Below are 25,544 nucleotides of genomic sequence, written 5' to 3' on the forward strand. Positions count from 1 at the left end.
CTACAAAAAAGTGGGTTGTTTTATGCCACTTCAAAAGTCAAGTATGGCACTTGCTGCGGCAACGCGTTACCGCCGCCGTTTGCTGAGGCGCTGGTAAGAGCAAATCTCCCTGAATTGTGCCGCATCAGTGAAGAGGCGGCCTGAGAGTTAAACCCGAAGCCACTAAAACAGTGGCTTTTTTATTCAATGGGTTACACCAACTTAACTTTTCAAACCTGCGTCGCAATTTGCGCGCTTATCAAGTTGATCAATCTCCCGTATGGGTGTACTGTTTATTTATACAGTGTTTTTATGAGAGGGATGATCATGAAGGTTGAAGTCACTATCGAACGTACAAAAAAACTGCCTGATGGCGCGATCCCGGCGCTGGAAAACGAGCTTTTAAAACGATTAAACAAACGCTTCGAAGGGTGCAAGCTCACCGTTCGCCGGGCACCTAATGACGGGCTCAGTGTTATCGGAGGCGATAAAGACGAGGTTGCTAATATTCTGCAGGAAACCTGGGAAAGTGCTGACGAGTGGTTCTACTGAGTGTTTTTTATTGCAGCCTGCAGTCCTTTGACAAATCACAAATCATCCATGCGCGGCTGCTGATTTTTCGTCAATTGCGTCTGTATGTCGCTCAGGGGGATTTTGTGGATTTAGACATCGCCGAAGCGGTAGACATAATCAGACAGGGAGGCCGGTTCGTTGTCAATTGTGAAGAGGGACGGATCACGAGCCTGGAAAGGGTACGTGAAAAGCAGCACCTGCTCACTATGAGTGAATTTTTGGAAATGGCTGTCGAGGCTGGTTTTATTGACCTTCGCAAGCCGAGACTGCCATAATCTACTTTCCGCCTGAACAGCGGAATCGGAGCAGCAAAGCGCCACGGAGTGAACACCATGGCGCACTTGCAATTAATCAAGCAATCATCTGGAATCCTGATCCCGGCTACGCCTGAGACCAGCGATTTTCTGCATTCAAAATGTAAGCTCGGGGCCATACTGGCCGCTGACTTTAAACAGGTTCGAAACCCCGCCTTTCACCGTAAGTTCTTCGCGCTACTTAATCTGGGCTTTGATTACTGGGAGCCTGCCGGCGGCGCCATCTCGTCCAACGAACGCAAACTTGTTAACGGTTACGCCAGATACCTTGCCGCCTTTGGCGGGAACGAAAGCGCGCTAATGGATGCCGCTGAGCAGTACCTGGAACAGGTAGCCAGCCGCCGCATTACCAACGGCATCAGCCTCTGCAAATCTTTCGATGCCTATCGTGCCTGGGTAACCATTGAGGCCGGGCATTTCGACACTATCCAGTTGCCTGACGGCACCCTCCGTAAACACCCCCGAAGCATTTCATTTGCCAGCATGGACGAGACCGAGTTCCAGCAGCTCTACCGGGCCGCGCTGGATGTGCTGTGGCGCTGGATCCTGTCCCGCGTGTTTCGCGACCAGCGTGAGGCCGAGAACGCCGCCGCGCAACTGATGAATTTTGCGGGGTGAATATGGCTAAAAAACCTCGTCGAAAATGCATCCACTGCAGGGAGTGGTTTCACCCGGTACGGAACGAGCAGGTCGTTTGCTCATTCGAATGCGCCAGCGCTGTAGGCAAAGAGCAGACCGCAAAGAACCAGGCCGATGCTATGCGTGCTGAGAAGAAGCGCCAGCGCGAAGAGGAGAAAGAGCAGCGTGCACGCCAGGCGGAACGGCGAAAGGCAGTTAAGCCGCTCAGCTATTTCATCAGACAGGCCCAGCAGGCTTTTAACGAATTCATCCGGTGCCGCGATCGACACCTCCCGTGCATCAGCTGCGGGCGGTATCACGACGGTCAGTATCATGCCGGCCACTTCCGCACGACCGGGGCGAATCCGGAATTGCGCTTCAACGAAGACAACTGCCATCGGCAGTGTGCCCCCTGCAATAACCACCTGTCAGGAAATCTTATCAACTATCGCCCGGCGCTCATCCTGAAGATAGGGCAGGCGCGCTTTGATGCACTGATGGGGCAGCACGAATTGCCGAAGTGGGGTCGTGACGACTACAACCGTATCCGCGATGAGTACCGCGCAAAGCTCAAAGAACTGAAACAGCAGGAGTCCGCATGACTATCGAAAATTATTACCAGATCGGCTGGGCCGCCCTGCTGGCGTTCGGCTACGCACGGGACTGGTTCGCAACGAGAGAGGGAAAACGGTGAGATTTGAAAACTACTTTGCCGATCATCTACGGCTGCGCTGGAAACGTCTTCGCATCTGCCGCTTTCGCGGTTCGGTGTTAACGGATTACCGAATTCTAAAAAACTATATCAAAACAATGAGGATTGCCGGATGAACCTGGAGTCATTACCGAAGTACTTTGCGCCGAAATCAATGGTTCCCGGCACCGTTTCATGTGGGACGAGCGGCGACGCACTTTCAATAACCGATGTGATGGCCGCGCTGGGCCTGGCGAATTCAAAAGCATCTGTCGGTATCGAACTGTATCTCGCCAAAGCAGGGGTGCTGGCACCGGATAACATCATTGCGTTTTTAACCCGACTGGCAGAACGGCGCGCCAGCCGTAACCAGTCGCTTCAGAAAATGACGGCAGCAGAGCGAGAAAACTTCCTGCGAATTCTGGCTGGTTTTGTATTCCGCGACTATTCACTGAGCGCGGCAAGTCTGGTGACATGCCAGAGCTGTGCTGGGGAGGGGTTTATTGATGCAGAGGTCTTTACCAACAAGGTTACCTGGCCTGACGGCAAACCGCCGAAGTGGGTGAGGACCACAAAAGGGATCTCACCTTCCGACTGGGAAGAATGGAAACCGGTACGCGAACAGGTGCGGGTGATTTGCCAGCCCTGTAACGGGAAAGGAAAGGTGAAGAACGAATGCCGTTGCCGTGGACGTGGCGAAGTGCTCGATAAAAAGAAATCACAGCTACAGGGGGTGCCGGTTTACAAACAGTGCCCCAGATGCAAAGGGCGCGGCTTCCCCCGGCTTAAAGATACGGAGGTATTTAAGGCGCTCGGAGTAACAGAAACCACCTGGCGGCGAAACTATAAATTGTTGTTCGATCGACTCGTTGAGCAGTGTCACATTGAGGAATCGCTCGCACAAAGTGTTTTAAGCAGGGTGACGCATTAAATTAGCATGTTGCAAACGTGGCGGAATTTGGCTAATCTCGTCTCAACGATGGGATATTACGCCCGTGACGTTAACCAGATTAAGAACCTCGCTGCGGCGGGGTTTTTTACTTTATGGACTCCCTACGCTAATAAGACAAAGTGCGGGGAGTGACGCGGAACCCATTTTGCCGGTTTGTGATCATGTCTGCAGAGTGGCTAAATATGAACTATCAGAGTTGAAATCATCGAAGCGGGCACTACGATTAAAGAGCATTCTTTGACAGTCATTAAAATAAAAAATGATGGCGAATCCCCCTGAGCGGAGGGGCATTACTGGATAATCTGTAATTGATTAAGCATGCGAAACGATGCATCCAGTCAGCGTTTCACCGGGAGGCACCTGGCGCCGTCGAGAGATGTTCTACCTGATATGACCTGTTCGTCCGAGCAGGTCTTTTTTTATGTGCTGATGGCGCAGAAATATCAGAGAGGGGTTTTTCTGCAGTGCATCCAGGGCTTTGATCCACGCGAGCGTTTATGACTATCAGCTCGGTTGCTTTTCGAGCAGCATAATTTCGTAAAATTTGATAAAGATTTTTTATTTAGGTATTTCTTATTAATTGATAAGTTTTTATAGATAAAAACTATCTATTCATGGGATAAGTGCTAGGCTCAGGTACCTATCCTTTATCAGGCATTCCAATGCGAACTCCCCGTACCTTCTATCCAATTCCGATGCTTATCAAGCACATCCAGCCATCCGGACTGGAAAAACTTTATCCAGTTCTGGTCTCTGATGTAACAGACTCTGAGGGTACCCGTTATGCAAGGTACATGAATGGAGCCGAAGTACGTATGTCAGAGTTACGCTTTATACAGCTAGAGTTTGCCCAGGCGGATCTTCCCAACCTTGCGGCAACACCTCTTCCGGAAGAGGTTATTAAGCGCGATATGCTGCACTGACCGCTTTGCTAAACAGAAGTTAATTAGCAGGTTTGTATTTAGTATTTAATCGATCACTCTCACGCTTCTGATTAGCAATGCTTACCTATAATTCCAGCGTCTGGCTGTTGTGAACGTTACTTCAGGAGGCAGGATGGAAGAGGGGTTCTACTGGGTTCTTTATGCCGGGAAAAAGCTGATCGCTTATTACTCCCATGAAGAGGCCCGGGATTACGTGACCGGTAAAAAGATTCGTGGAGTCTGGCATTTTGCTAATGCGGATGAAGCTGTTGCGATTGATGGCGAAGCTAAAGTACTTGAAGGCCCATTACATCCACCAGCGTAAGATATCGAATATTCAAACTTCAAACAGGCTGCCTTCGGGCGGCCTTTTTTATTTTCAGGCCCGGACAATCAACCCCCATCACGCCCTAAACCGAGTGTCCGTGGCCTGAACCTTCGACTACTCACAGCACCCGCACAAATAGCGAGGTGACGAGCATGTACCGTATGAATACAAGCAATGGATTCTGGTCATATTTCTGGAGCGCCATAACAGGGTTTCTGTCCATGCTGACATTACAGGACACACTGTTTGCACTGGGCGCGGTGGTGACCGCGTTATTTACTTGGTTGACTTATCGCTCCAATAACAGGCGCAACATGGCAGTTATTGAAGAGGAGCGTAAGCGTACCGATATCCTCAAAACCGCATATGCCCGTGGTGACGTTAACAGCATTCCTGAAGCGGCAAAAATCGTTCAGGACATCGACGCGGTAATGCAACCGCAGGATAAATAAAATGGCATCGAGAAATAAGCTTAGCGCCGCTGTGCTTGGACTTATTCTGGCCGGTGCGTCTGCCCCTGTGATCCTCGATCAGTTCCTCGACGAGAAAGAAGGCAGCAGCCTTATTGCCTACCGCGATGGTTCAGGAATCTGGACAATTTGCCGTGGCGCTACGCAGGTGGATGGGAAGTCAGTGCGACAGGGAATGAAGTTAACGCAGGCTAAATGTGACCAGGTAAATGCTGTTGAGCGCGACAAAGCGCTGGCGTGGGTGGAAAGAAATATTAGCGTTCCACTGACCGAGCCACAGAAAGCCGGTATCGCTTCCTTCTGTCCGTATAACGTTGGTCCGGGCAAATGCTTCCCGTCGACGTTCTACAAGCGCATTAATGCTGGTGACCGTAAAGGAGCGTGCGAAGCCATTCGCTGGTGGATCCGCGACGGCGGGAAAGACTGCCGCTTAACTAAAGGTCAGAAGAACGGCTGTTACGGGCAAGTGGAGCGACGGGATCAGGAAAGCGCCCTGGCGTGCTGGGGACTCGATAAATGAAGATCCGCTACGTGATTGGTCTATGTGCCGTGCTCTGTTGTATCACAGGCCTGCTCAGTTGGCGCTTCGGCTGGAGCGCTCACGCAGATCACATTAACACGCTCGCCGCCGATAAGCGCGCCAAAGCAGAAAAGGCTATTCAGCCTGTTGAGCGGAAAGCGGCTCAGGCCATCGATGAAGGCAAGGTCATCTACCGAACCATAACCCGCGACGTGGTGAAATATGTTCAGTCTCCGGATCGTACCAGGTGTGATTTTGATGATGAGTCTGTGCGGCTGCGCCAGCGTGCCATCGACGCTGCCAACTCCATCAGCGGATTTGATGCAGGAACCGTGCAGGGCAAGTAATGCCGGGGCAAACAGCGATGAGGATTTGCAGGCAGACATCGAGACGGCGGAGTGTTTGCGCCAGTTGCGGATCAACACATATCGCTGGCAGGCTTGGTATAACGCGTTGCTTTAAGGCTGCATACCGGGCAGCTTTTGCTACCCGGTTTATGGTTACTCAGTCAGCTCCTTTTCATTTAGCTGTTCAAAGTAAAAGTCATAACGCTTCAGAAACCACATCCTGCAGTCTTCATCCATGTTACCGGTTATCGCATCAGTACACAGATGTCGACCATGGAAACGCATCCGGGCAAAGCTGTAGGCAAGGAAATCTAAATCCCGGGAAGATACAACACACTTTTTACTCACTACCTGCATACATTCCTCCTCTGTTGGACGATCCAAAAAGGGAAGATGTGTTAATGAAAGTATGGCTCAGAAAAGAGTCAGCGGGAGTGATTTTACCCATGGATGCAAAAAAACGTTGCGCCTGATCAAGCGGATGTTTTGCAGGATTATGTGCGATGCTGTGGGAATAAAAAAAGCCCTCGGGTTGGAGGGCGAGTCGGAGTAGAGCTGACAGTACTTCGTACTCTTATTCTTTTCTCAATGGCAAAGAGCTTGCGTTCGTTTTTCAGCTCCTGTTGTTGCAGGAAACCTGAGCATGACCGTTAACTTTTCGTTAACAAGAGTAAGTGGGCTGATTAGGAGAAATCCTGGTTTATTGAAATGATTTCGAAAAAAAACCCTCAGACGGAAGGAAATCCAGATTCTTCAGAGGGTATGCAAATGCATTTCGTTACCTTTTAAACTTAGCAACGCGCCGCTGCACTGATATGAGATATCTCCCATAAGCGAAGCCGTAATAAATTTATAACTTATTTTATATATGCATAAAGATGATTATCTCCCTTTCCGCAGATAAGGCTCACCGATTGTCTACACTTAAGACTTCCTAACCAGAAAGGAGGTTTGTATGACCGATCGCCCAGTCGAAGGGGACCATCCTGATTACAGTCCTGTTCCTGATAACGTCAAAAACGACCAGCCAGGGCAAACCGGTAGAGACAAGAAAGACGATACTGGCTCAGCACCTGAATCTGGTGATAAACAGCCATAACAAAAACTAACCGCCTACGGGCGGTTTTTATTGCCATCACGCTGGACATTACAGCAGGCATTCACTGAGTCCCTGTTATAATGACGTTAAAGGATACCTACAAACGAGAAGCTTTATGCGTGACGTTATGCTGTTCGGTGAGGGGTGGAACGGTGAAGTAAGAAAAGTGGCAGATGGGGTGCATCGTTATTACTACACCCCTGAAGAAAACGATCCGCGCCATCGCGAAGCCGTTTTCTCAATTTTAGAATATCGATCATTCAGTGGTAAAAATTACTGGATTGGATTTCCGATTGTCGAGCCGTCGCTCTCAGATATCGAGTGGGCCATTATGAAATATCAGCCTAATCCCGTTTCGTAGTTTCAAGTTTTGACTCAAGTTAGCCTCGCAATAGCGGGGTTTTTTAATTGTCATTACCATGAGCAGATCCATCGTAATGACGGAATCATAGTATTTATCGATAGAACCGACCAAGCGCCTTAATGGCTGCGATTCTAATGTCTATATCATCGCTTTGGCTCAGTTTATGTAATTCCTGGGCAATGTTCTCCGCTTGGCATTTGCCTTCGCCTAAAGCATAAATAGCTGCAAGCTTGATATCTTTTGACTGGGTCATCATCTGAAACAAAAGGGTGTTAGCTATCGGGTGTGGCATGCTCATAATTATTTCCTTTCATTAAATAAGTGTCATTCACCGGCAAGCTGGAGATTTGCTATCGCGAGTGCATCAGCATTTTAACTTACTAATGCCCACCAACAAAAAACAGAGGAATTATGGCAAAACCGGCCTCGGATGAGATCCAGCAGCGGCCATACCCACCGCCCATGTTTATCGATAATCCGGACTTCAAACCTTACATCCGCCTTGTGCCGGCAGAGGGTGTCCACGAGTGGATACATGCCGCGATACTGAGCGAAGAAGGTACCCTGCATAACCCTGACCATTTTCATTTACTGGAAGCTGACATCGTATTCATGTGGGCTTCGAATGCATTCGCGAAGAAGGGGCGCGCAGTACTGGGCCAGTGCGAAGAGGTAATGATGCGCGCTGGTGGCTGGCAAAAGGCCCGAATGGAACAGCAGATGTACGAATGGTTCGGACGCATCCCGGATTTCATTATCACCCTGGCTGCCGATTACTGCGCCCAATGTTCCGATCTGGAGTTCTGCGCGCTGGTAGAGCATGAGCTGTACCACATTGCACAGGAAACCGATGAATTCGGCGCGCCGAAGTTCTACCGGGACAGTGGATTACCCAAACTGAAACTGCGCGGCCACGATGTGGAAGAGTTCATTGGCGTCGTTCGCCGCTACGGTGCCAGTCACGATGTGCAACAGTTGGTTAACGCAGCAAACAGGCCTGCGGAAGTGGCCCATCTCAATATCGCCAGAGCATGTGGAACCTGCTTGCTGAAACTGGCTTGATTACCTGGACTGACCTGGACGAATGGTGAATTATGGCGGCTCTAAAAAATGATGTAAAAGCCTATATAGTTCAGTCGCTTGCGTGCTTCGGTAGCCCCTCTCAGGTTGTTGAGTCTGTCCAGGCAGAATTTCAGGTAAAAATTACCCGCCAGCAGGTCGAAGCCTACGACCCCACGAAGGCCAGCGGCAAGGCGTTAGCCGCCCGATGGGTGGAAATGTTCAACGCCACCCGCACCCGTTTCCAGAACGAGATCGCCGACATCCCGATCGCCAACAAGGCGTACCGGCTGCGTGCGCTCGACCGAATGATGACGAAGGCCGAGACAATGCGGAATATGGCGCTGGCAGCGTCACTGATTGAGCAGGCTGCAAAAGAGTGTGGTGATGCTTACACCAACAAACATAAATTCGAGCATTCCGGGCCGAACGGTGGCGCTATCCAGACGATCACCATGAGCAAAGAGGAATACAAATCCGCAAGGCAGGAGATGATGGAGGATGACGACTGCTGAGCAAAAGGCATTTGCCCGTAAGGTCGAATGTGAAGAGGATGGACTGTATTACGCCCGCTACTTCTTCAAGCAGCGCACCGGCGGCAAGATGATTGTCGCACCACATCACAAAGTTATTCAGCAGACGCTGAACCGAGTTATAGATGGCGAGATAAAACGGCTTGTCATTAACGTTCCACCTGGTTACACCAAAACCGAGCTGGCTACCATTAACATGATGGGACGGGGGCTGGCGCTGAACCGGCGCGCCCGGTTTATGCACCTGTCATACTCCCACCAGCTGGCGCTACTGAACTCATCGACTGCACGCGGCATGGTCAAATCCCAGGCCTACCAGTCAATGTGGCCGATGGCGCTGCGTGACGACGCCGACAGTAAGGCGATGTGGTGGAACGAATACGGTGGTGGGGTTTACGCGTCGTCAGCTGCCGGGCAGGTTACCGGTTTTCGTGCCGGACACATGGAGCCTGGCTGGCAGGGTGCGCTGATTATTGATGACCCGGTAAAGCCTGATGATGCCTACAGTGAGACAGTACGCGATGGTGTGAATAACCGCTTTAACGAAACCATCAAATCACGTCTGGCTGTAGAAACGACGCCGATGATTGTGATTATGCAGCGCATCCACTACCACGACCTCAGTGGATACCTGCTGCGCGGTGGCTCCGGTGAAAAGTGGCACCACCTTAATCTGCCTGTGATTATCGATAACAGCCAGGCGTATTCGGCGCAATACCCGGAAAACACTCACGCTATCCCGATTGAGCACGGCCTGCCTGATGGCTGGCTCTGGCCGTTCAAGCACAACGAATCGCATCGCGTGTCGTTGTTCTCGCACCGGCGAACTGCTGAGGCGCAGTACATGCAGAAGCCCCGCAAATTTAACGCAGAGGGCGCACTGTGGACTGAGGCGATGATTAGCGCCGCGCGCGATCTGCAGATCCGCTTTGATAAGGTTCGTACGGTTATCGCGATTGACCCGCAGGCCACGAACAGCGATGAAAGCGACGAAACCGGGATTGTGGCCGCCAGCGCATACGGTGCTGGTGATAAAAAACAGTTCTCTGTGGATGGCGATTACAGCGCCAAATACTCACCGGCTGGCTGGGCTAAAAAGGCTATGTGGGCCTACGAAGAGCATGGTGCTGATGCGATTGTCATCGAAACGAACCAGGGCGGCGATATGGCGGAGGAAACACTGCGTAACGCCGGGTTCAAAGGCCGCATTATTCGTGTTCATGCCAATAAAGGTAAATTCGCCCGCGCCGAACCGATATCCGCGCTCTACGAACAGGGGCGCGTAGCTCATCACGGCAATCTCTATCTACTGGAAAACCAGCTAATGGAATACGTGCCCGCCACCGCCAAAAAGTCACCCGACCGGCTGGATGCCGCTGTGTATGCGCTGACCGAACTCGGCGGGGCGCAGGCAATTGGCATGATGATCCCGAAACGCCTCAGATAATTTACGGACCCTGCATGAATAAAAATCTTCAGCTGGCTGTCAACCATGCGTTGAACGATGCCAGGCTTGCGCGCGCCCGTATGATGGCCGCCAATCCAACCATGGGACTGGATTCAAAGCGCAGTACAGCGTGGTGCGAGTACGGATTCAAAGACGACATTACCTTCGATGACCTCTACAGCCTGTACCGGCGTGGCGGTATTGCCCATGGCGCGGTCAAAAAGCTGATCGGCGCGTGCTGGCAAAGCAACCCGGAAATTATCGAAGGCGATGAGCAGGACGAGACCCGCAAGGAAACAGCCTGGGAACGGAAGGCAAAGACTGTGTTAACGCATCGCTTCTGGCGTTCGTTTGCCGATGCCGATTTACGGCGGCTGGTGGGGCGTTACTCCGGCATTCTGCTGCATGTACGGGACGGCAAAGACTGGAACCTGCCTGTAACCAGAGGGCGGGGACTGGAGAAAATTACCGTTGCCTGGGCGGGAACAATTAAGGTTAAGGACTGGGATACAGGTCTTAACTCCCGCACTTACGGCCAGCCGAAAATGTGGCAGTACATCGAGCAACTGGCGAACGGCGCCATCCGGCGCGTGGACGTTCATCCGGATCGCGTTTTTATCCTGGGTGATTATTCTCCCGACGCTATTGGTTTCCTGGAGCCTGCCTATAACGCTTTCGTCAGCCTGGAGAAGGTGGAAGGCGGTTCAGGTGAATCATTCCTGAAGAACGCCGCGCGTCAGCTGAGCATCAACTTCGATAAAGAAATCGACTTCAACAATCTGGCATCGCTATATGGCGTAAATGTTGCGGAGCTCCAGGAAAAATTTAATGAAGTCGCGGTTGAGGTTAACCGGGGTAATGATGCGCTACTGACGACACAGAGCGCAGCTGTCACACCGCTGGTAACCACGGTAGCCGACCCCGGCCCGACTTATGACGTAAACCTGCAGACGGCTGCCGCAGCCCTGGACATCCCCACCAAAATCCTCGTTGGCATGCAGACGGGCGAACGTGCCAGTACCGAAGACCAGCGATACTTCAACGCGCGCTGTCAGTCCCGGCGCGGCGACCTGTCTTTCGACATTGAAGACCTGTGTGACAAGCTGGTGATGCTGGGCATTCTCGATCCGGTGCCGCAGAAGACGGTTATCTGGGATGACCTGAATGCCAGCACTGACGCCGAGAAGCTGGCCGCAGCCAAAACGATGGCGGAAATTAACAGCGCCTCGATCGCCACCGGTGAACAGCCCTTCACGGGAGAAGAAATCCGCGTCGCTGCCGGGTATGAGGGCTCGCCTGCACCTCTGGGGGAAGACGATGAAGAAGAGGAAAACGAAACCTCCGATTCTGCCGGGAAACCTTAACGATCCCACCGGTGCAGACCGCCTCGAGCGCGGTGCGATTAACGAGTTCGGCAAACGGATAAAGCGTATTGCCAAAGCTTACCAGGACATTCTCGACCGTATTCCCGCATCGCCCGCTGTAAACCTTCGCTACACATTCGACCTGGACACCTCACTGTTATCAATGCTTCTCAGCAACGCCTCGGTGATTGTTGATGAAATCCTCTTTGGTGGCAGCGAGACCGATTTCTGGTTCTGGCGGGATTATGTCAGGCAGGGATATCAGCGCGGCACGGCCCAGGAATTTGCCAGCCTGACGCAGCAGTCGCCGGTCTATGCCGCCGGGCGTGAAAGTCTTCAGCAGTTATTGCTGAGCGACACCTACCAGCGCCGCCTGCTGCTGGTGAGAACCCGGGTGTTTGAGGAGATGAAAAACCTCAGCGCGCGGATGAAATCGGACATGGCGCGCATTCTTACCGACGGTATGGGGCGGGGACAGAACCCAAGGGAAATCGCGAAGCGCCTCACCAGCCAGACCGGGATTGAACTCAGCCGGGCTAAGCGTATTGCCCGCACGGAAATTCCAACAGCGCTACGCCGCGCCCGGTGGGATGAAACGGATGATGCAGAGGCGGAGTACGGCATTACAACCCGGCTTATGCATCTGTCAGCGTTCAGCCCGACAACGCGCCGCAAGCATGCGCTTCGCCACGGGCACCTGTACACCACAGAAGAGGTGCGTGACTGGTACAGCATCGACGGTAACGCGATCAACTGCTATCTGCCCGACACGGAAGTGCAAGGCAGGTTTGTGGCTGGCTCAAAAAGCTATTACGAGGGGATGGTTGTTAAGCTTGTGACTCGTAGCGGTCGCAACCTTACCGTTACCCCTAATCACCCCGTAATGACCGACAGGGGACTGATTGCTGCCAACGAAGTCACGGAAAGAGACAATCTTTTCGCATACGGCAGCAATGTCGAAAATACGATTGGGGTAGGTGATTTGCACGACCAGCATGGAGTATCCGCAATTCAGGATGTCTTTAGCTCTTTGGTGGAGTCTGGTCATTCGATCTTTAGAGGGGTGAGTGCTGTAGATTTCTACGGCGACGGTAGTTCCTGCGATGGAGAGGTCCACATTGTAAGGTCCAATTGGCAACTGCCCGTTGCATGTGACACCCATGTGAGCAAGATGCTCGATTATTTCGCTCTCAAACATGCCGACTCTATCAGCGCGTTGGTTCAGGGAGCGTCGTTCTCTGACCTCGTCGGAATCGACTTGTCCTCTCCTGACGTTGAGGGCGGCGGCAGTCACCAACCGTCTTTCTTCAGGAGTGGCAATTGCATACCTGTTGATGGCGGCGGTGCTTTTTCCTCTACGCTCAATCCCGGCAGCCTGAAGTCGTCGTTTAACGGCACCGCGGGAAACTCCAATTACTTTAGAGATGGCCTGCTCAGAGAACCCGGACTTATAGAGATTGACGATGTTGTCAGTGTCGAGAGGTATTTCTTTAAAGGTCATGTTTACGATCTCGAAGAGATATCAGGCCTTATGATAGCTAATGGAATAATAGCGAGCAACTGCAAATGCACGCAGGTCGCGGTGCTGGTGGATGCCAGCGGCATACCGCTTAATCCGAACGTTATTGATATGGCTAAAAAGCGCCTGGAGAAAGCGCAGAAAGCCGGACTCATCGCCAATCATTCACATTGCGACTGCGGTCACCATAAAGCCACTTAACCGCGAGAAATCATTATGCCAATGCAAATCAACGTCACCACGCGGGTGAACAGCAAGTCTATTCGCCGGGAGGTGCACAACGGGCGCGATCATCTGATCCTGCCCAGTTACACGCTGCCGGCCAATGTCGTCATGAACGGCGGTCTCTATTCTGCCACTGAAATCGACGCGCACTATGCGGGCCTCGAGGGGACGCTGGCACCGCTCGGTCATCCGCAGGTAAACGGCCAGTTTGTATCGGCTTTCTCACCTGAAGGGCTAAATGTCGGGTTTATCGGCGCGTGGAACCGCAACGTTAAAAAAGCCGGGAATCGTATCTACCTGGAGAAATGGGTGGATGTGAACAAGGCCAGCGAATCTGAAGGTGGACGGGAACTCCTCGAGCGCGTGGCAGCCATTGAGCGCGGCGAGGACGTACCGCCAATTCACACCAGTGTGGCGGTGTTTCTTGACCAGCTCGAACCCAATGAAGAACAGACGGCGCTGGGTGCTGAGTGGGTGGCAAAAATCCACGGCATGGATCACGACGCCATTCTGTTACATGAAGTCGGCGCTGCCACACCCGAGCAGGGCGTTGGCCTGATGGTGAATGCTGACCTGGCCACACCACTAAAAGCCAACTCTGGTGCGCTGGTGGGCGAATCCTTCCGGGAGCGTGAACAGCGCCTCGACCGTGCAGCCAAGGCCCGATTCGCCCCCGGCGAGAACGAATATGCCTGGGTGGCTGACTTCACCGGGTCGCAGGTGGTGATTATCCGCAACGGCGGCAGCGCCCAGGTGTTCGGCTACACGTCAGAGGGCGGAAAAATCACCTTCGACGACACCGGAACGCCGGTTGCCCGCCAGGAGTCGTGGGTCACCGTCGTGGCCAACAAAGTTAAATCCCTTTTCACACCGCAGGATAAGCCTGCAACCAACCATCAAACGGAGGGCGACATGCCTTTAACCACTGAAGATACTGAACTGCTTCGCAAAATCGTTGGTGAGGCCATCGCCGCTAATAACGACGCGACCATTAAGCCACTGAGCGAAAGCATTGCAGCAATTCAGACTAACCAGCAGCAGCTCGCTGAGACCCTGACCGCTAACTCCCGTGCCGAAGAAGCAACGAAGCGCGCGGCGGTTGCGAAAGTTCACGGCGAGATTGTTGCGAACGCGCTGTCAGGTGACGCACTGGATGCGATGTTCAAAAACCTGGGCGAAGCCGCACCACTGGGCACTAACTCCGCGCAGGCGCAAACCGAAACCGGCGCACCTGATCCGGCCACTTACTTCAAATAAGGGAAACGCCAATGCCACGTTATCGTCGCGTTAATATCGACGGGGAATCGCTCTACAAGACGGAAACCCGAAAACTTGCCGCGTCCCTGAATCCGGGGACGTTTGTTGTTATCAATGCCAGCGATCTTTTTGCGCAGGCTTCTGCGCCCGTTGGACGCATGTATGTGCTGGATTGCGCTTATCACGAAGGTCTGGGCATTACCGATCCGATCCCATCCGGTCATTCGGGTGTGGGTAATTACCTGGAAGAGGGACGCGAATTCGCTGTTCGTGTCCCTGCAGGTGCCTATAAAAAAGACCAGCCAATTACGGTTGTTGCAGGTCAGGCTGTTGCCGTGCCTACCGCTGCGGGTACCTATCAGGTCATCGGCTACTGCCAGGATGACGTCACCACCACGGCAGTTGACTTCATCCGCATACGCGCGCGCGCTTCCAGCGTGACCGTTGCCTAAGGAGAGCATCAATGTATTTTTCTGCTGAAACACTGGCGACGAACAGCCGCCTGCGCACGCACTGGAATGAGCTGTGGGCTAACCGTAACATGTGGGATGCCCAGCACCGCGCCATGATGGCGGTAAACCGTAATCTTATGACACCTGAAATGCTGGCGGCGAATGCCCTGGCTGGTGACGGTCTCGGTCGTGAATTCTGGGCCGAAATCGACCGACAGGTCATCCAGCTGCGCGATCAGGAAATCGGGATGGAAATCGTCAACGACCTGATGGGTGTACAGACGGTATTGCCTATTGGCAAAACAGCCAAGCTGTATAACGTCGTTGGTGACATCGCCGATGATGTGCAGGTTAGTCTGGACGGCCAGCCTCCGTTTTCTTTTGACCACACCGAATACGGCAGCGACGGTGACCCAATCCCGGTTTACACCGCAGGTTATGGTGTGAACTGGCGTCTTGCTGCGGGCCTCAATACCGTCGGTATTGACCTGGTGCTTGATTCGCAGCTGGCGAAGATGCGCAAGTTCCATAAACGTCGCGTTAAAGGCTATCTCGACGGTAACCCGACCATTCAGGTTCAGAACTATCCGGCACAGGGCATGCGCAACCATCGTAACACCGCCAAGATTAACCTCGGTTCCGGTGCTGGCGGTGTAAACATCGACCTGACGACGGCAACGCCGGCGCAGCTTCTGGAGTTCTTCGGGCCAACCGGGGCGTTTGGCATTACCGCCCGCGCTAACAAAGTCACTGCGTACGATGTGTTGTGGCTGAGTGCTGAAATCATGGCGAATCTGTCAAAGCCGTACACCATTGAAGTCGGCAGCGGCGCGAACGCCGTTATCAGCGGCAATGTCCTGGACGCCATCCGCAAATTTATGCCGGTGAAAGATATCCGCCAGACCTATGCACTAACCGGTAATGAATTCCTGGCGTATGAACGTCGTCAGGATGTGATCACGCCGTTAGTGGGGATGGCGGTTGGTGTGGTTCCGTTGCCTCGTCCGATGCCGCAGAGCAACTACAACTTCCAGATTATGTCTGCAGAAGGTTTGCAGATTAAGCGGGATGACGATGGCCTGTCCGGCGTTGTCTACGGCGCTGACCTGGACTAAGGAGAATCTATGCCGAAGTTTGAAGTCGTACGTGGCTGGCATGGCGTTAAAGTGGGTGATGTGCTGGTTCTGGATAAAATTCATCCTGCGCTGGAATCTCATCTTCGCCTGATGCAGGGGGAAGCGGGCGGTGAACTTACCCCGGCAACACCGGGGGCGGGCACTGATGTGAAATCCCGAAAAGAAATCATTGCTGAACGTCTGAAAGAACTGGGGATCGAGTTCAAAGGCAACCTGGGTGCGGAAAAGCTTTCGGAGCTGCTGCCGCCTGGCGAGCTTGAAAACCTGTTCCCTGCTGAATAACCGCCGCGAAAGCGGTTTTTTTATGCCCCGTTCCGGCGGGGCGTCTTTTTTCAGGAGTCTGTCATGGTCTCACAGGAACAGGCACAGCAGTACCTGACCGGGCAGGGCATCGCTTTACCCGACTTTGTACTGGCGGCGCTGATTGACCAGGCCAACGGCATTGAGGAATGCCTGGCACTTCATTATCCGGCATCGACAGCGCTGCTTATCCAGCTTTACCTGCTGGCGCTGATGGGGCTCGGGCAGGGTGATAAATACCTTTCCAGCCAGACCGCGCCAAACGGCGCTTCGCGTTCATTCCGGTACCAGTCGTTTTCTGACCGCTGGAAAGGCGCGCTGAGCCTGCTGCGCGGGCTGGACAAACACGGTTGCGCCACAGCGCTTATTCCCCCTGATCCGACGACTGCGCCAGCATTCGCGGGGATTTGGGTTGGTAAGGGCGGCTGCATGTGCAACGGGGGCCGGTAATGGCCTGGGTATCGGTGAAGCAGCGACTGCCGGAGCCGTTCGTTAAGGTCTGGGTGATGACAGACAGCGGCAGGAAGGCCACCGGCTACATCAAAGGTAACGGTGAATGGTTCATCTTTTGCCGTGAGGTTGCCGCCGGGAAACCAGAAGTGATCCGCTGGGAGGAGCCATGAGCGCGACAGCGAACTGGGTATATACCAACCTCGCGACCATTTACCCGCGTACATACGATGACTGGAAAGGCACCTGGCTAACCGGCACGCCGTATCTTATCGACTGCACGTGGGAGGTAAACCAGGAACAGGCGATCGATGATGCCGGTACCGAATTCACCACCAACCTGATTATCTCCACCGAGCTGAAGCACAACGGCGCAGATGTCCGTAAACCGCTGCGTAACGACTATGTCGCTGTGGGTGACACAACCGCTGAGCCAGACCCGGTAAAAGCGAAAGGTGATGTGATCCGGGCAGTCAAGATGTGGGATATGTCGTTTTTCGACGAGGAACCCGACTACAAAATCCTGACATCTAATCGTAACTCGCTCGGTGCCTGATAACCCCAGGAGACAACGCTATGCCCGTTAAAGGTATCAAACGTGTTCAGTTAAACATGGGTAACGTGATTGGAAATATCGCCGGGGCAGTGACAGAAAAGGTGATCACCGAAGTCATGATCGTCGGCTCCGGTTATGCAGCGCAGATCACCCCCATTCATACCTCCACGCTGGTGAACAGCATGTATCGCGAACTGAAGCCAGAGCCGGGCGGAATGACCGGACGGGTCGGCTATACCGCGAACTATGCTGCGCGGGTGAATGCAGCCGGTGGCACGTTAAAAGGCAAGCCGCGCCCGGATGGCAGCGGTAATTACTGGGACCCGGACGCTGAGCCAGATTTCCTGCGTAAAGGGTTTGAGCGCGACGGCATAGCCGACATCAAAGCCACTATTAAACGAGGCTACAAATTATGATGCGAAGCGAGGTTTTTGACGCGTTACGTGCCTGGCTGCAGAGCCACGGCTTTGATACCGGCTACCGTGTACAAAAGCGGTTCTGGGTCGAAGTGGAAGATTCACAGAACGACCGCTATCTCGTTATCCAGCAGCAGGGCGGTGGCGCGGCAGAAGAGGCCATCACCCGTGACTATTTCCGCTTCATCCTGCTGTCCGGGCAGAACGACGCCGACGTCGACGCGGTGGAGAACACCGCCGATGCCATCCGCCAGGCCATGCTTGATGACTACCACACCGAATGCATCATCTCAATGCAGCCAGTCGGGGGCGTTCCTGCCTTCCGCACCGAAGAGGGCCGCTGCGCCTTCGAAATTAACTTCCAGACCATTATTTCCCGATAATACGGAGTAACACATATGACTTGTGAATCAGGTGCATTCACGGGGCGCGACGTCGTTGTTTATTTTGCGATTGGTTGCCCGGAGGTTCAGCCCACGCTGAGCCAGTATAAGCGCCTCGGCATGATGCGTGGCAAAACAACCGGCGTTGAATGGGAAACCGCAGACGCCACGGCTGACCAGAGCGCGGCGTATACCCAGGAAAATCTGGTGACGTATAAAAACGTATCCTTCTCCGGTGACGGCGTAAGCCGCAAGGAAGCCATCTACGGCCAGAAGGAAATGAAGCGCCATGTTTATAACCCGCCCGGAGAAACCAGCAACCAGCCCTATGTGTGGCTGAAAATCATCTCGCCGTTCGATATCACTGAAGGCCCGTTCCTGGTAACGAGCTGGCAGGATGAATCACCACATGATGACGTGGCCACGTGGTCGATTGAAGCCTCCAGTGCCGGGCTGGTGGATGTGCGCGACGTCGGCGCGGTCATTAACATCACCTCCCAGCCGCAGAACCGCACCATTACCACCGGCAGCACGCTGACACTTACCACAGCGGCGACCGTGACTGATGGTTCAGCGCTGACGTATCAGTGGAAGAAGAACGGCACGGATATCAGCGGCGCCACGGCGGCCACCTACACCAAAGCCAGCGCGGTGGCAGGGGATGCCGGCTCTTATACCTGCCAGGTTTCATCGCCCACCGCCGGTACCGTCACCACGAGCCCGGCAACGGTTGTGGTCAACGTGTCTTAACTGACAGGGGCGAAAGCCCCTTTGAGGTTTTATGCAGGCAATTACCGATATCGGCCAGGCGGAGATCCGCGCCGGTGGCCGCAGAATATTCCTCAACCCTTCGTTTCTTGCGATGTCGCGCATCGGCACGCCGGAAGAGATTGTCGGGGCGTTCGTGACGGTGCACGGCGGACATTATCCTGAACACCGGATCAGCGATGTTGAAGTGATCCGCAGTATCCAGGCGCGCTGTTTCGCCGACATGGTTGTTACTGCGGCAAAGGTGGTACAGGCGGCCTGCGATGATGATCTCCGCCAGGTTATTGGTGTCTGTTCAGTGACACCGAAAGGCAAGCTTTCGTATCGCCCCGGCCTGCTGCCGGTATCACACATTATCCAGCTGGCGCGCCACCTTATTCGCCATGGGGTGGTGGGCGACCAGCCGCAGGAAGCCGCCAGCAAAGGTGAGGGGGAATACTCAGGGAAATTCGATGCCCGGTCTTTCGTTTATCTGGCGGTGGCACACCTGGGCATGAGCGAGTCGGATGCCTGGAACATGACCATGACCAGCTTTCGCGCCGCGATGAATGCAAAATACCCACCGAAGGAAGCCGCAAAAATCCCGACCGAACAACATTACGATGAGGCTATGGACTGGGCAGAAAAGATGTTTGCGCTTGACGCTCAGCGCAACGGGCTGCACTAATCGATGATAAAAATCATTGAGAACAAGAAACCCCTAACTCAGAATCAGAGGGATATGTGGCAGTCTTAAATTTAAGTTAAGGATAATTATGAATAAAGTTCTGATGGTAATGGCGGGTATCATTCTTCTTGCTGGCTGTTCTTCAAAATACAAAGCTGTTGAAGTCACGAAGAGCACGGAACTCCTGATGAAAAGTAAGCCAGTCGTGATTTCTGGTTCTGCTGATGGGAGTTACGAAGGGAAATCTTATGCTGGTTCAGGCGAAGCAACGGCGCAAGCGGTCAGATCAGCTTTTTCCCGCTATACCGATAATGCTGTCATTGTTTCTCAGTGCAACGAGCTGGCGTGCCTGCAAAAGCATAACCCTCTGTCTGAGGGGTATTATGTGGTCCCTCAAATTTTACACTGGGAAGACAGAGCAACTGAATGGTCCGGCATCCCGGATAAAATTGAGATCAAGGTAACAGTGTTCAATGCTGCAACATCGAAAGTAATTGCCTCAACCATCCTGAATGGTAGTAGTAAATGGGCCACTTTCGGAGGGGATCATCCTCAGGATTTGCTTCCTGAACCAGTAAATAATTACGTGGCCAGCCTGTATTAAAACCCTTTTCAGCCCCTGAACCATTGACGGGAAGGGGGTTCTCTGTGTGAGATCAAAAAATCAGTCCTGCCCGTTGCGCTGCCGCGCTCCCCTGTTAGCATTAGGGTAACTTTTACCAATGGGAATAGGGATGTGAAGAAAATCAAAATTATTATAGGTGCGATTTGTGCGGTGTTTGTTATAACACTTGCAACTATACTTCTCGTTCCAGATGTAAAATCTGAGCAGGCTGGTTTGATAAAGCTCTGTAGTGATATTACCAGAGGTGCAATGAAGTCTCCTGGTAGTTATAAAATGAATTCTTCACAAATAAAAATGGTGATAGGCCTTCCAGAACTTGGCGTCAAAGACTTTAAAGAGGAAAGTCTCAGAAATGATATTTTGTCAGGCGAAATACCTTACAGGCAGGCTAACGTAACTATACAGCAAGAAGCTCAAAACTCTTACGGGGTCAGCTTAAGCGGTACGACATATTGTTTATACGCAATATTGGGTGATGCTGGTAACGCTAGTTACAGAATTAAATCTGTAAACATAGATAATAAACAAATTAGCGACTTTGATATCACCCTTCTTTCAAATGCAAAAGAATCTGAGGCTGGAGAAAGCAACTTAATAAATAAGTTAAGGTATTTGCAGTATTTTATTACAGATAAAATATAACACTTCTAATACTATCAGCCCCGCCTCGGCGGGGTTTTTTATTGCCCGGAGAAAATACATATGTCCGAAAATGTAGGTGAGATTGTTTATATCATCCGCGCCGATACCGCTCAGCTTCTTACCGCTGGACGCAATGTTGTCGATATGACAAATGATCTCCAAGGTAATTTTGATGATACGGATGAATCAGCAGATAATCTGAACACGACACTTTCCAAACTCGCTGCAACCTTAAAGTTAATTTTTGCTGCTGGCGCACTGCGAGAAATGGCAAAAATGGTGCAGAGCTATCAGGAGATGGCCGAGCGCGTTCAGATGGCGACATCAAGTCAGGCTGAATTTGAAAGCGTTCAGAAGCGCTTGCTTAATACGGCTAACGGGACTTACAGATCTTTAGCAGAAGCACAGGAGTTGTATATTCGAAGTGCCGACGGTCTGCGCAGTATGGGTTATTCCACTGAACAGGCTATCGATGTTCAGGACTCAATGTCTTATGCGTTCGTAAAGAATGCGGCCAGCGCAGATCGCGCAGAGTCAGCCATCAGCGCATTCACCAAAGCGATAAACACAGGTAAAGTCTCCGCTGATCAATGGGAGTCCATCACTACCGCCATACCAACGGTAATCAATGATATTGCCACCGCCAGTACAAAAACCTCCGCCGAAGTACGTGCGCTGGGCGCAGCAGGCAAACTCACAGCTTCAGACCTTAGTGAAGGACTGCGGCAATCTCTTGACGACAACGCCGCAGCGGCGGCTGGAATGTCCAACAACCTTACCGATGCTGGCGTGAGGATGAAAACGGCTTTTACCGAAGTTTTGGTGGCAATCGAAGGTCAGACGGGAGCGCTACAAACTTTTACCAACGGCCTTATCGCTGCCGCAGACACCATTCTGGAGTTCGGGCGAGATTCCGAAGAAATGGCGGGCTTTATTGATACAGCAACCATTGCCGCAAAGGCTTTCGCGCTTGTACTGGCTGGACGATATGCTGGCGCTTTAAAAAGCGGCATAGCCAGTAAAGTTCAGCACATCGCTGCAAACCGCCAGATGATAACCGCCGAAAATCAGGCGGCTCAGGCTGCTCTCTTCTCAGCAAATGCCACGCAGCGTCGGACATTTGCTGATAAAGAGGCGGCTATTTCGGCACTTAATCTGGCCCAGGCAGAATATAACGTAGCGAAAGGTACTGCGGCTGAAACCTTTGCGCTGGAGGGGTTGATTGCTGCGAAAACCAAAGCGACAACTACCTCTCTCGCATATGCAGAGGCAGAGTTAGCCCAGGCGGCGGCATCGACCCGAGCCGCAGCTGCAACGAGTGCTGCCTCGGTAAGTATGGGGTTGCTGCGTAATGCTTTCTCGTTAATTGGCGGCACTGCGGGTGTTGTGATGATAGCCGCCGGAGCTCTGCTGTACTGGTGGCAAACAACAAAACAGGCAAAAGAAGAAGCAATCAACTTTGCAAGTTCTCTGGACGATGTAATATCCAGAATGAAGGAGATGGACCAAATCCAGCTCAGAAAAACTCTGGACAACACTGCCACGTCTATTGAAGCTCTTAACGAACAGTTTAAAGACCAAGTAAAAGAGCAGGATAGTGCACGCAAAAATTTAGAAGAATACCAACGACAACTCGAAGGATTGCGCGAATCCGGCGCGCCGCTGCAGGTGATTGAAGATGCCCAAAGAAGGGTTACACAATCACTTCGCGAGCTGAATGCGAAAACTGCTGATGTTAATGACACATCAAATACACTGCGCTCCACTCTGGAAAAGCAGGCTCTTATTCAAGAGCAGCTTAACCAGAAAGCGAGGGAGTCCGATGCAGCCTTCGCGATCCTTGAAAATAACCTCAAGAATGTAATCCCTGGAGCAAGCCAAAGCGCTATTATTGCGATGGCTTCAACAATCGAAGTACTGGATAAACTCGACAAAAAAGCGGCTAACGTTGGGAATATACAACCTGCGGAACCGGAAGACTCCCCCGAAGCGAAGAAACTCATTCAGAACGCCGAACGCCGCCTCGCACTTTCAAAACTGGAGGGAGAGGCCCGGGCTAAATTGCAGGCGCAGTATGATGCCGAAGATGCCGGGATCGCTAAGAGCGACAAACTCGTCGGGACGCTGCAAGACATGTATGCAGAAACCGAGCGAGTAACTAGCGCCCGGAAGGCAGCAAACAAAGAAGCGAAATCAACCTCTGTTGACGATGCGATTCAGGCGCTGGCACGACAGCAATCGGTACTTGATCGCCTGAATACCGGCTACGCTGACGGCTCGCTCGAACTGGCGAAGTACGATGCGGTTATGGCGCTGGGAAATAAAGCGACTGACGCGCAAATCGTTAAGGCGGAGCAGCAGGCCGACGCAATCTGGAGAAGTCAGCAGGCGATAAAGGCCGCTGCGGAGGAAGAAAAAAAGCGCATTCAGGCCAGCCAGAATTTAACCAGTCTGCAGGGGCAGGTGTCGCCGGTTGCCGCAGTGGATAACACCTATCAGGATCAGATGGCGCAGCTCAATGAGTACGTAACCCTTTATCCGCAAAAGATCGCGGAAGCCGAAGCGTTACGGGCCAGCATCGAAGAACAGTATCACCAGCGGCGCATGGCGGCCATGTGGGAAGAGTGGCAGCAGCAAAGCCAGATTAACAGCATGATTGGCGCTGCCGTAGACTCCTTACAGGGTGGGGCAACCAGCGCCATCACCGGCCTGATAAACGGCACTCAAAGCCTGCGGGAATCCTTCGCCAACATCGGCACCACGATTTTAAACAGCGTGGTGGGCAGCTTTGTCCAGATGGGGATCGAATGGGCTAAAAGTCAACTCATGGGCCAGGCTGCGGCAGCGGCATCTTTGGCGGCAACTACAGCACAGGCTTCAGCTGCCGCAGCTGCATGGGCACCAGCTGCTATGAGCGCTTCAATAGCGACGTACGGCAGTGCTGCTGCGGTGGGGCAATCAGCGTATGCTGGTTCAATGCTTGCAGCCAAGGGGCTGGCGCTTGCTGGCGGTCGCCGTTATGGAGGCACAGTGTCTGCTGGCAACGCCTACCGCATTAACGAGGATGGGCGGTCTGAGGTATTCCAGACTACCGGAGGTCAGCAGATATTCATGCCGAACAAGTCAGGGAAGATCATTCCAGCAGATAAAGCAGGCGGGGGTGGCGTTGTTCAGCACATCACATTTGAAATCAACACTACCGGCGGTATCGACGATGCCACTATAAAGCAGATGGAAGGGATGATGAAGCGGGTCGCATTATTCCAAATAAGCGACCAGGCTTCACGTCCTGGCGGATTAATTCAGCCGCGAAACAAGCGGTAAGTCATTTCTTTTCGACAAGTTTTGCAAATTTCTTCGCAACCTCAACGAAATAGTCGTAGTCGGTGAATCCAGGGTCTGACGAATACTCATCACCAGCCATTAATTCAACGGTTTTGTATTCTTTCCAGGCTGTCTGAATTTTTTCCGCTTCAGTGCTGCGGGAGTGCCAGCAGAGAGTATCTACTTGTTTTTGGGTGACAGGAATCCTGACGTTCATCCGCTGCGATATTTTCTCTATATGCGACAGTACGCCGATATATACCGGCTCGGCGGCTTTATTGCGTTCATTTCGGTAAGCATCGCGCTTGCCAAGTTTTCTGCCAATAAAGAAAGTCACAATCCCTATTGCCGGAGATAACAAACCAAACAGAGGTGAAATATGGCTGATTTTATTGAGCATTATTCATGGCTCCTGTGGCTCCTCTTTCCTCTATTAACACTGATTGTAGGATACATGAGTGGTCGGGGCTGGTTAAGTTAACAAGGAGCAGATATGCCTGAAATCTTCATCTGGAAACCTCAACGCGGCTACAGCGCCGAACGCACCCCTAACGTTGCTGTCGTCAAACTCGGTGACGGTTACGAGCAACGCCAGAAGAAAGGCATTAACCCGCTGATGGCTAAATACTCGCTGACGTTTCGCGGCGTTAATGGATCTTGCCGCGTGAACCCGGCGAAGCAGGCCGAGGCGTTTCTGACAGCACGCATGGCGGTGGAGTCGTTCTACTGGACACCATCGGATACAGGAGTGCAGGAGCTGTTTGTCTGCCGCTCCTGGAATATGACAAAGACCGGGCCGCTCTATGAACTGACGGCCACATTTGAACAGGTACCTCGATAAGGAAATAGTTATGAAATTTGCAGAATTGCCGGAATGTTTGATCGAAGAGGCGGCGAAAACTCTTTCCCGGGAGCTTGAAGGAATGGTGACATGGGATGAAGGAAAACGAACGGATAAAGCCAGGGAAATTGCCGAATCCGTTCGTGAGAGTTTCATTAAACTGTGTAATGAAAATTAATTTCTCTCTTCATCTTCTTTTTTGAAATGTTGTACCGCCTGGTCATATATGGATAGCAAAGCAGTAATATTCCCGCCTGAATAAACGGGTACTCTCTGCGCCCTGACCAGTTCAATCAACAATGCATATGCCGATTCTTCAGGTGAGTCTTTAGGATTTACCAGTCCGGACATAAAACCTCCTTTTTAATATGGAAATTCCAGCCTAACTACAGTTAGCACTTT

38 protein-coding genes are annotated in these 25,544 nt (G+C 52.4%); 34 read left to right on the forward strand and 4 right to left on the reverse strand.

The window, feature by feature from the left end:
- Nucleotides 1–306: 306 nt before the first annotated feature.
- The 11 genes from FND52_RS03855 to FND52_RS03905 all read left to right on the forward strand — a co-directional run bounded on the left by FND52_RS03855 (nucleotide 307) and on the right by FND52_RS03905 (nucleotide 5,715).
- The gene (locus FND52_RS03855; RefSeq protein WP_125293528.1) at nucleotides 307–531 is read left to right on the forward strand and encodes a DinI-like family protein; all 225 of its coding nucleotides are present in this window, start codon (nucleotides 307–309) and stop codon (nucleotides 529–531) included.
- Nucleotides 519–827 (forward strand): hypothetical protein, encoded by a 309-nt coding sequence (locus FND52_RS03860; RefSeq protein ID WP_244290535.1) that lies wholly within the window; start codon nucleotides 519–521, stop codon nucleotides 825–827. Before FND52_RS03855 ends, FND52_RS03860 begins: the two co-directional genes overlap by 13 nt.
- Before the next feature lie 57 nt (nucleotides 828–884).
- Nucleotides 885–1,484 carry a DUF1367 family protein gene (locus FND52_RS03865; RefSeq protein WP_144129429.1) on the forward strand — a complete coding sequence of 200 codons (600 nt, stop codon included), beginning with the start codon at nucleotides 885–887 and terminating at the stop codon, nucleotides 1,482–1,484.
- A gap of 2 nt (nucleotides 1,485–1,486) precedes the next feature.
- A complete protein-coding gene (locus tag FND52_RS03870; RefSeq protein WP_144129431.1) occupies nucleotides 1,487–2,086 on the forward strand; it encodes a recombination protein NinG in 600 nt (199 codons plus the stop codon).
- Between the two features lie 88 nt (nucleotides 2,087–2,174).
- Complete coding sequence (locus tag FND52_RS03875; RefSeq protein WP_144129433.1) at nucleotides 2,175–2,312, forward strand: YlcG family protein; 138 nt, start codon at nucleotides 2,175–2,177, stop codon at nucleotides 2,310–2,312.
- Complete coding sequence (locus FND52_RS03880) at nucleotides 2,309–3,106, forward strand: antitermination protein Q (protein WP_144129435.1); 798 nt, start codon at nucleotides 2,309–2,311, stop codon at nucleotides 3,104–3,106. The genes FND52_RS03875 and FND52_RS03880 overlap by 4 nt, the downstream gene beginning before the upstream one ends.
- Before the next feature lie 683 nt (nucleotides 3,107–3,789).
- On the forward strand, nucleotides 3,790–4,050 hold the full coding sequence (locus FND52_RS03885) for a hypothetical protein (RefSeq protein ID WP_144129437.1): 261 nt from the start codon (nucleotides 3,790–3,792) through the stop codon (nucleotides 4,048–4,050).
- A 133-nt stretch (nucleotides 4,051–4,183) separates the two neighbouring features.
- The gene (locus tag FND52_RS03890; protein ID WP_144129439.1) at nucleotides 4,184–4,375 is read left to right on the forward strand and encodes a hypothetical protein; all 192 of its coding nucleotides are present in this window, start codon (nucleotides 4,184–4,186) and stop codon (nucleotides 4,373–4,375) included.
- Between the two features lie 155 nt (nucleotides 4,376–4,530).
- Nucleotides 4,531–4,830 carry an SHOCT domain-containing protein gene (locus FND52_RS03895; RefSeq protein ID WP_244290536.1) on the forward strand — a complete coding sequence of 100 codons (300 nt, stop codon included), beginning with the start codon at nucleotides 4,531–4,533 and terminating at the stop codon, nucleotides 4,828–4,830.
- A gap of 1 nt (nucleotide 4,831) precedes the next feature.
- The gene (locus FND52_RS03900) at nucleotides 4,832–5,368 is read left to right on the forward strand and encodes a lysozyme (protein ID WP_144129440.1); all 537 of its coding nucleotides are present in this window, start codon (nucleotides 4,832–4,834) and stop codon (nucleotides 5,366–5,368) included.
- Nucleotides 5,365–5,715 (forward strand): hypothetical protein, encoded by a 351-nt coding sequence (locus FND52_RS03905; RefSeq protein ID WP_144129442.1) that lies wholly within the window; start codon nucleotides 5,365–5,367, stop codon nucleotides 5,713–5,715. Before FND52_RS03900 ends, FND52_RS03905 begins: the two co-directional genes overlap by 4 nt.
- 153 nt (nucleotides 5,716–5,868) lie before the next feature.
- Here the strand turns inward: FND52_RS03905 and FND52_RS03910 are convergent, their stop codons facing one another.
- Nucleotides 5,869–6,072 (reverse strand): glycogen synthesis protein GlgS, encoded by a 204-nt coding sequence (locus FND52_RS03910; RefSeq protein WP_144129444.1) that lies wholly within the window; start codon nucleotides 6,070–6,072, stop codon nucleotides 5,869–5,871.
- 598 nt (nucleotides 6,073–6,670) lie between these two features.
- Here FND52_RS03910 and FND52_RS21785 point away from each other — a divergent pair.
- Both FND52_RS21785 and FND52_RS03915 read left to right on the forward strand, forming a co-directional pair.
- Nucleotides 6,671–6,814 (forward strand): hypothetical protein, encoded by a 144-nt coding sequence (locus FND52_RS21785; RefSeq protein WP_167509320.1) that lies wholly within the window; start codon nucleotides 6,671–6,673, stop codon nucleotides 6,812–6,814.
- Between the two features lie 115 nt (nucleotides 6,815–6,929).
- Nucleotides 6,930–7,175, forward strand: coding sequence for a hypothetical protein (locus FND52_RS03915; protein WP_144129446.1), 246 nt, complete (start codon nucleotides 6,930–6,932; stop codon nucleotides 7,173–7,175).
- 94 nt (nucleotides 7,176–7,269) lie between these two features.
- Here the strand turns inward: FND52_RS03915 and FND52_RS03920 are convergent, their stop codons facing one another.
- Nucleotides 7,270–7,476, reverse strand: a complete 207-nt coding sequence (locus FND52_RS03920) for a HEAT repeat domain-containing protein (RefSeq protein WP_144129448.1) — start codon at nucleotides 7,474–7,476, stop codon at nucleotides 7,270–7,272.
- A 113-nt stretch (nucleotides 7,477–7,589) separates the two neighbouring features.
- Between FND52_RS03920 and FND52_RS03925 the strand changes: the two genes are divergently transcribed.
- From FND52_RS03925 to FND52_RS04010, 19 genes are all read left to right on the forward strand, one after another.
- Complete coding sequence (locus FND52_RS03925) at nucleotides 7,590–8,240, forward strand: putative metallopeptidase (protein ID WP_144129450.1); 651 nt, start codon at nucleotides 7,590–7,592, stop codon at nucleotides 8,238–8,240.
- A gap of 32 nt (nucleotides 8,241–8,272) precedes the next feature.
- Complete coding sequence (locus tag FND52_RS03930; RefSeq protein WP_144129452.1) at nucleotides 8,273–8,752, forward strand: DUF2280 domain-containing protein; 480 nt, start codon at nucleotides 8,273–8,275, stop codon at nucleotides 8,750–8,752.
- On the forward strand, nucleotides 8,739–10,217 hold the full coding sequence (locus FND52_RS03935; RefSeq protein ID WP_144129454.1) for a phage terminase large subunit family protein: 1,479 nt from the start codon (nucleotides 8,739–8,741) through the stop codon (nucleotides 10,215–10,217). The genes FND52_RS03930 and FND52_RS03935 overlap by 14 nt, the downstream gene beginning before the upstream one ends.
- Nucleotides 10,218–10,231: 14 nt before the next feature.
- Nucleotides 10,232–11,581, forward strand: coding sequence for an anti-CBASS protein Acb1 family protein (locus FND52_RS03940; RefSeq protein WP_144129456.1), 1,350 nt, complete (start codon nucleotides 10,232–10,234; stop codon nucleotides 11,579–11,581).
- Nucleotides 11,535–13,301 (forward strand): phage minor head protein, encoded by a 1,767-nt coding sequence (locus FND52_RS03945; RefSeq protein WP_144129458.1) that lies wholly within the window; start codon nucleotides 11,535–11,537, stop codon nucleotides 13,299–13,301. The genes FND52_RS03940 and FND52_RS03945 overlap by 47 nt, the downstream gene beginning before the upstream one ends.
- 15 nt (nucleotides 13,302–13,316) lie before the next feature.
- Nucleotides 13,317–14,582 carry a hypothetical protein gene (locus tag FND52_RS03950; RefSeq protein WP_144129460.1) on the forward strand — a complete coding sequence of 422 codons (1,266 nt, stop codon included), beginning with the start codon at nucleotides 13,317–13,319 and terminating at the stop codon, nucleotides 14,580–14,582.
- Nucleotides 14,583–14,593: 11 nt separating this feature from the next.
- On the forward strand, nucleotides 14,594–15,034 hold the full coding sequence (locus tag FND52_RS03955; protein ID WP_144129461.1) for a hypothetical protein: 441 nt from the start codon (nucleotides 14,594–14,596) through the stop codon (nucleotides 15,032–15,034).
- A gap of 11 nt (nucleotides 15,035–15,045) precedes the next feature.
- Nucleotides 15,046–16,149: a major capsid protein gene (locus tag FND52_RS03960; protein WP_144129463.1), complete on the forward strand. Its 1,104-nt coding sequence runs from the start codon at nucleotides 15,046–15,048 to the stop codon at nucleotides 16,147–16,149.
- A 9-nt stretch (nucleotides 16,150–16,158) separates the two neighbouring features.
- On the forward strand, nucleotides 16,159–16,452 hold the full coding sequence (locus tag FND52_RS03965) for a hypothetical protein (RefSeq protein WP_144129465.1): 294 nt from the start codon (nucleotides 16,159–16,161) through the stop codon (nucleotides 16,450–16,452).
- A gap of 63 nt (nucleotides 16,453–16,515) precedes the next feature.
- On the forward strand, nucleotides 16,516–16,920 hold the full coding sequence (locus FND52_RS03970) for a DUF7370 family protein (protein WP_144129467.1): 405 nt from the start codon (nucleotides 16,516–16,518) through the stop codon (nucleotides 16,918–16,920).
- Nucleotides 16,920–17,093: a hypothetical protein gene (locus FND52_RS21790; protein ID WP_167509321.1), complete on the forward strand. Its 174-nt coding sequence runs from the start codon at nucleotides 16,920–16,922 to the stop codon at nucleotides 17,091–17,093. Before FND52_RS03970 ends, FND52_RS21790 begins: the two co-directional genes overlap by 1 nt.
- A complete protein-coding gene (locus FND52_RS03975; protein WP_144129469.1) occupies nucleotides 17,090–17,476 on the forward strand; it encodes a hypothetical protein in 387 nt (128 codons plus the stop codon). The genes FND52_RS21790 and FND52_RS03975 overlap by 4 nt, the downstream gene beginning before the upstream one ends.
- Nucleotides 17,477–17,496: 20 nt before the next feature.
- Complete coding sequence (locus tag FND52_RS03980; RefSeq protein WP_125293507.1) at nucleotides 17,497–17,892, forward strand: hypothetical protein; 396 nt, start codon at nucleotides 17,497–17,499, stop codon at nucleotides 17,890–17,892.
- Nucleotides 17,889–18,275: a phage tail termination protein gene (locus tag FND52_RS03985; RefSeq protein WP_144129471.1), complete on the forward strand. Its 387-nt coding sequence runs from the start codon at nucleotides 17,889–17,891 to the stop codon at nucleotides 18,273–18,275. The genes FND52_RS03980 and FND52_RS03985 overlap by 4 nt, the downstream gene beginning before the upstream one ends.
- Before the next feature lie 15 nt (nucleotides 18,276–18,290).
- A complete protein-coding gene (locus FND52_RS03990) occupies nucleotides 18,291–19,025 on the forward strand; it encodes an immunoglobulin domain-containing protein (RefSeq protein ID WP_144129473.1) in 735 nt (244 codons plus the stop codon).
- Between the two features lie 31 nt (nucleotides 19,026–19,056).
- Nucleotides 19,057–19,710, forward strand: coding sequence for a DUF6246 family protein (locus FND52_RS03995; protein ID WP_144129475.1), 654 nt, complete (start codon nucleotides 19,057–19,059; stop codon nucleotides 19,708–19,710).
- Nucleotides 19,711–19,798: 88 nt separating this feature from the next.
- Nucleotides 19,799–20,314, forward strand: a complete 516-nt coding sequence (locus FND52_RS04000) for a DUF4823 domain-containing protein (protein WP_144129477.1) — start codon at nucleotides 19,799–19,801, stop codon at nucleotides 20,312–20,314.
- A gap of 132 nt (nucleotides 20,315–20,446) precedes the next feature.
- Nucleotides 20,447–20,977, forward strand: coding sequence for a hypothetical protein (locus tag FND52_RS04005; RefSeq protein ID WP_144129478.1), 531 nt, complete (start codon nucleotides 20,447–20,449; stop codon nucleotides 20,975–20,977).
- A gap of 60 nt (nucleotides 20,978–21,037) precedes the next feature.
- Nucleotides 21,038–24,301 carry a tape measure protein gene (locus FND52_RS04010; protein WP_144129480.1) on the forward strand — a complete coding sequence of 1,088 codons (3,264 nt, stop codon included), beginning with the start codon at nucleotides 21,038–21,040 and terminating at the stop codon, nucleotides 24,299–24,301.
- 1 nt (nucleotide 24,302) lies between these two features.
- Here FND52_RS04010 and FND52_RS04015 read toward each other — a convergent pair whose 3' ends face one another.
- Nucleotides 24,303–24,701, reverse strand: a complete 399-nt coding sequence (locus FND52_RS04015; protein ID WP_125293500.1) for a hypothetical protein — start codon at nucleotides 24,699–24,701, stop codon at nucleotides 24,303–24,305.
- Nucleotides 24,702–24,794: 93 nt separating this feature from the next.
- On the opposite strand from FND52_RS04015, the gene FND52_RS04020 reads away from it, so the two are divergent.
- Nucleotides 24,795–25,142, forward strand: a complete 348-nt coding sequence (locus tag FND52_RS04020; RefSeq protein WP_144129482.1) for a phage tail protein — start codon at nucleotides 24,795–24,797, stop codon at nucleotides 25,140–25,142.
- A 10-nt stretch (nucleotides 25,143–25,152) separates the two neighbouring features.
- Entirely contained in the window at nucleotides 25,153–25,320 is a 168-nt protein-coding gene (locus FND52_RS21795) for a hypothetical protein (RefSeq protein ID WP_167509322.1), read from the forward strand.
- Here the strand turns inward: FND52_RS21795 and FND52_RS04025 are convergent.
- On the reverse strand, nucleotides 25,317–25,493 hold the full coding sequence (locus FND52_RS04025) for an ATP-NAD kinase (RefSeq protein WP_144129484.1): 177 nt from the start codon (nucleotides 25,491–25,493) through the stop codon (nucleotides 25,317–25,319). The two genes, FND52_RS21795 and FND52_RS04025, sit on opposite strands and share 4 nt — an antisense overlap.
- Nucleotides 25,494–25,544: the final 51 nt, after the last annotated feature.

The organism is Atlantibacter subterraneus, assembly GCF_007570865.1.
In the GTDB taxonomy this organism is placed as follows: domain Bacteria; phylum Pseudomonadota; class Gammaproteobacteria; order Enterobacterales; family Enterobacteriaceae; genus Atlantibacter; species Atlantibacter subterraneus.